The 3963-nt window shown below is 68.9% G+C and carries 5 protein-coding genes; all 5 read right to left on the reverse strand.

Features of this window, described 5'->3' with window-relative positions:
* Positions 1-49: 49 nt before the first annotated feature.
* The 5 genes from ftsR to ACWF94_RS35595 all read right to left on the reverse strand — a co-directional run bounded on the left by ftsR (position 50) and on the right by ACWF94_RS35595 (position 3929).
* Positions 50-799: a transcriptional regulator FtsR gene (gene ftsR, locus ACWF94_RS35575; RefSeq protein ID WP_453498387.1), complete on the reverse strand. Its 750-nt coding sequence runs from the start codon at positions 797-799 to the stop codon at positions 50-52.
* 17 nt (positions 800-816) lie between these two features.
* Complete coding sequence (locus ACWF94_RS35580) at positions 817-1698, reverse strand: FHA domain-containing protein (RefSeq protein ID WP_453498396.1); 882 nt, start codon at positions 1696-1698, stop codon at positions 817-819.
* 148 nt (positions 1699-1846) lie between these two features.
* Positions 1847-2665: a DUF881 domain-containing protein gene (locus tag ACWF94_RS35585; RefSeq protein WP_453498389.1), complete on the reverse strand. Its 819-nt coding sequence runs from the start codon at positions 2663-2665 to the stop codon at positions 1847-1849.
* Between the two features lie 5 nt (positions 2666-2670).
* A complete protein-coding gene (locus tag ACWF94_RS35590) occupies positions 2671-3003 on the reverse strand; it encodes a small basic family protein (protein ID WP_006376801.1) in 333 nt (110 codons plus the stop codon).
* On the reverse strand, positions 3000-3929 hold the full coding sequence (locus ACWF94_RS35595) for a DUF881 domain-containing protein (protein WP_453498393.1): 930 nt from the start codon (positions 3927-3929) through the stop codon (positions 3000-3002). The genes ACWF94_RS35590 and ACWF94_RS35595 overlap by 4 nt, the downstream gene beginning before the upstream one ends.
* Positions 3930-3963 lie beyond the last annotated feature (34 nt).

Raw genomic sequence — 3963 nt, forward strand, 5'->3', positions numbered from 1 at the left:
CACCCCTCGGAGGGGCCCGACCCTTTGGGTTTGTGGGCCACGTCCATGATCAGTGGATACGTACTCCCAGAGCGGTCTGCATCAGGGCGGCGTGCAGCCGTACGGACAGCGTCGCCAGCTCCCGCGCGGTGGCCTCCGCATGCGCTCTGGTCTGCGGATTGCGATGCCGCCGCAAGGGTGCCACCACTTGTTCGATCAGTCCGGCCTCACGTTCGGCGGCGGCCTTCATGGCGCGAAGATGCCGTGGTTCGAGACCGAATCTGCCGAGGTCGGCCACCAGCCTGGCCACGGTCACCGACTCGGCGTCATAGCCGCCGGCCGCGTCCTCGTGCCGGACGATGAGCCCGTACGACTCCCAGGCATCCAATTCGTCTTCGCTGGCCCCGGCGGCGGCCAGCAGCTCCGCGCGGCCCACCCGAGCGGCCGTACGGTGCCCGGGACCGGCCTCCCAGGTGCCGTCGGACAGCTCACGGCCCACCCCCTGCGCCGGCAGCTGCGGCTGCTCACCACGGGCGACGGCATCGAGATGCTCCCGGATGACCTTCAGCGGAAGGTAGTGATCCCGCTGCATCCGCAGCACCTGGGCCAGTCGCTCCACGTCCTCCGGGCTGAATTTGCGGTACCCGGACGGTGTGCGCCGTGGCTCGACCAGCCCTTCGGCCTCCAGAAAGCGGATCTTGGAGATGGTGACCTCGGGGAACTCATCACGCAGCTGACCGAGCACCGTACCGATGCTCATCAGCCCCTCGCCCGAGGCGGCGGTGGAATGACCGGCCCCGCCCGTCGGTGTTCGCAGCATATGCCTTCCCTGACGGGTTACCCGCCTCGCTGGCTCGCGTAGAAGACCAGTCGGTACTTGCCGATCTGGACCTCGTCACCATTGGCCAGATAGACCGAGTCGATCCGCTCCCGATTGACATAGGTGCCGTTGAGACTGCCGACATCGGCGACGCTGAAGCTGCCGTCGGGGCCCCTGCGGAACTCCACATGCCGCCGGGACACGGTCACGTCGTCGAGGAAGATGTCGCTCTGCGGATGCCGGCCTGCCGTGGTCAGCTCGCCGTCGAGCAGGAAGCGGCTCCCGGAATTCGGCCCGCGCCGCACCACGAGCAGCGCCGAGCCGAGCGGCAGGGCGTCGACCGCGGCCTGGGCCTCGGGCGAGAGCGACGGAAGCTGGGTCTGCCCGGTCACCTCCGAGTCGTACGCCTCAAGACCGGAGATGGAGATCGTCGAAGTCGTCTCCGACGGGCGCTCGGCAGGCACTCCGCCCTTCAGCGGCGCGCCGCAGTTGGAGCAGAACCGGCTGGACTGCGCATTGCGATGCCCGCACCTCGTACAAACCGACACGGCCGACATGGACGGATCCTCCTGCCGCGGCTGTCCCCCGTGGGGGTTGGTCGCATACGGATCGGGGGAAAACCCTCCACCCGTACTTGAGGTTGATGGTTCTCCGAAACCTATGCGGCCGGGACCAGCAGGGTCAACAGACGACGCGCCCGGGTGCCCGGGAATGTCACTGCCCGGGCCGGCGACCTCGTCGCGGAAGAGCGGGCGCTCCGCGCCCTGCTCATCCTGGCCATGACGCGGCGCGCGATGCCTGGCATTGCCGCCGTCCTCGCGTGGGCTCTTGCCGAACAACTTCGCAAACAACTTCACGGGCGATTCCCCTTGACCGAAATAGACCCGCCCGTGGGGCAGGACGAACCCTCAATGATCTGACCTGCCGACCCGGACATCTTCACAACGTCCGTACCCGCCAGACAGTTTCCACCACGCGGCACAGCTTCGGTGTGCCGACCCCCCGCAACCTCTTGCCCTGCCCGGCAGGACCTCATGCGCCCCCGCCTCACTGGGCCGACGACCGAGCGTAGTCAGGGGGCTCAACGGGTCGCAAGGCGTCCACGACGATCTTGTCCGAGCGCACCACGGTGGCGGTGGCCTGCTCCTTCTCCAGCGTCTGCACCACTCCGCCCGGGATGTTCAGCGCGGGTTCGAGATCCTGCGGCTTCCCGATGACCTGGAAGATGTACGGGGCTGAAATCCGGTTCCCGTCGACCTCGATGTCACCGCCCGTGCCGGTGAAATAGGTGTCCGCCACAATCCGGTGATCATTGACCTGGATCGCCTCGGCGCCCGCGGCGCGCAGTTCCTGGAGGGCGTCGAGCAGCATGTCCGGCTCCACGGCACCGGACCTGTCCCCGATGGTGAGGGTGATGCCGGGGCCCTGCGCGGCGACGGTACCGGCCAGCACGCCCAGTTGCTGCTCCTTCTGCCGGGTCTGTCTGCGCGCCTCCTCCGCCTGGTCCGAACTGGTCTCCAGCTCGGTGCGCTGGTCCTCCAGCCGCCGCTTCTCGTCCTCCAGCCGCTGGGTGCGGTTGTCCAGCTCGTCCAGGATGCGGACGAGGTCCTCCTGCCTCGCTCCCCGCAGTGCGCTGTTGTCGCTGGTGGAGCGGACCTGGATGGCGAGCCCCAGCCCGAGGACGAACAGCAGGACGGCGACGATCAGTTGCGCACGGGTCAGCCGCGGCGGCCACAGGCTGGCGACAAGCCGCTGACGTCCGGTCAGCTGCCCCATAGGGGCGACTGGTTCCGGGGCAACGGGGGCGGTGTCCTTCGGCGGCAGCTCCGGCGGGAGTTCGTTCCGGGGCCTGTCTTCGCTGTTCATCGGCCTCACGCCCGGAAAACGTGCCGGCGAATCGCGGCGGCGTTGGAGAAGATCCGGATACCGAGGACGACCACCACACCCGTGGACAGCTGGGCGCCGACGCCCAGCTTGTCGCCGAGGAACACGATGAGCGCGGCCACCACGACGTTCGACAGGAAGGAGACGACAAAGACCTTGTCGACAAAGATACCGTCCAGCATGGCCCGCAGGCCCCCGAAGACGGCGTCCAGCGCGGCGACGACGGCGATCGGCAGATAGGGCTCGACCACCGCCGGCACTTCGGGCCGGACCAGCAGTCCGGCCACGACTCCCACGACGAGGCCCAGTACGGCGATCACGATGTGCCCTTCCCTGTGTCTGCCGTGCCCTGCCCGGTGCCCTTCCCGGCGTCGGCGGTTCCCGGCTGTGCTGTACGTACGATCAGGCTCGGGGCGGCCGGAAGCCGCAGCTTGCCCTCGGTTGCGACGCTGAACCTGACCCCGAAGTTCTCTTTCAGTACGCGCAGATACTGTCCGTCGGCACTGTCCTGGAACGCGGTGTTCAGCTTCTTCCCGTCCCCCACGGCCAGCACCGCGTAAGGCGGGACCAGCGGTCTGTTGTCGACCAGTATGGCGTCACCCGCCGCCCGGATCGCGGACAGGGCCGTCAGCCGCTGTCCGTTGATCGCCACGGCCTCCGCGCCGGACTGCCACAGCCCGTTGACGATCCGCTGCATATCGCGGTCCCGCACCCGGCCCGTATCGCTGAAACCGCTGTTCTCGCGCGGCCCGCCGCCGCCCTGACCGGTGCCCTTGGCGTCGTCCACGACGAGCTTGATACCGGGCCCTTCGATCTCGGTCGCCCCCGCGAGCAGCGAGACCAGCTTCTCCTGCCCGCCGCCCTGCGAACTGAGCGCCTTCCGCTGCCGTTCGCCGACCTCGTCCCGGAGTCTGTCGACACCGCGCTCCAGCGCGTCGGCATCGTCGGTCTCCGCGTCGACGCGGTCGATCAGCTCCTCGCGCTCCTTCGCCACCACAGGTGCCGATATCCGCGCCTCGGCGGCTCCGACGGTGACCACCAGGGCCGCCAGCACCAGACCGGCCGCCAGCCCGAGTTTGGCCCGCAGCGGACGGGGCAGTCCCCCGCCCTCCGCCTGCCGGCGCGCCGTCGCCTCCGCGTATCCGTCGTCGAGGCTGTGCTCCATCACATTGGTCAGCAGCGACATGGAAGCATCGGGGCGTGCGGGTGGAGAACCGGTGCTCCGGACGGGGGGCTGCTGCGACATGCCGCACATCGTCGCACGTCGTGGGCGCTACCGC

The sequence above is a fragment of the Streptomyces sp. NPDC055078 genome (genome assembly GCF_053607985.1).

Excerpts from the sequence above, each read along its gene's own strand:
- ftsR (WP_453498387.1), bottom strand. The coding sequence starts at position 799 with ATGCTGCGAACACCGACGGGCGGGGCCGGTCATTCCACCGCCGCCTCG.
- ACWF94_RS35585 (WP_453498389.1), bottom strand. The coding sequence starts at position 2,665 with ATGAACAGCGAAGACAGGCCCCGGAACGAACTCCCGCCGGAGCTGCCG.
- ACWF94_RS35595 (WP_453498393.1), bottom strand. The coding sequence starts at position 3,929 with ATGTCGCAGCAGCCCCCCGTCCGGAGCACCGGTTCTCCACCCGCACGC.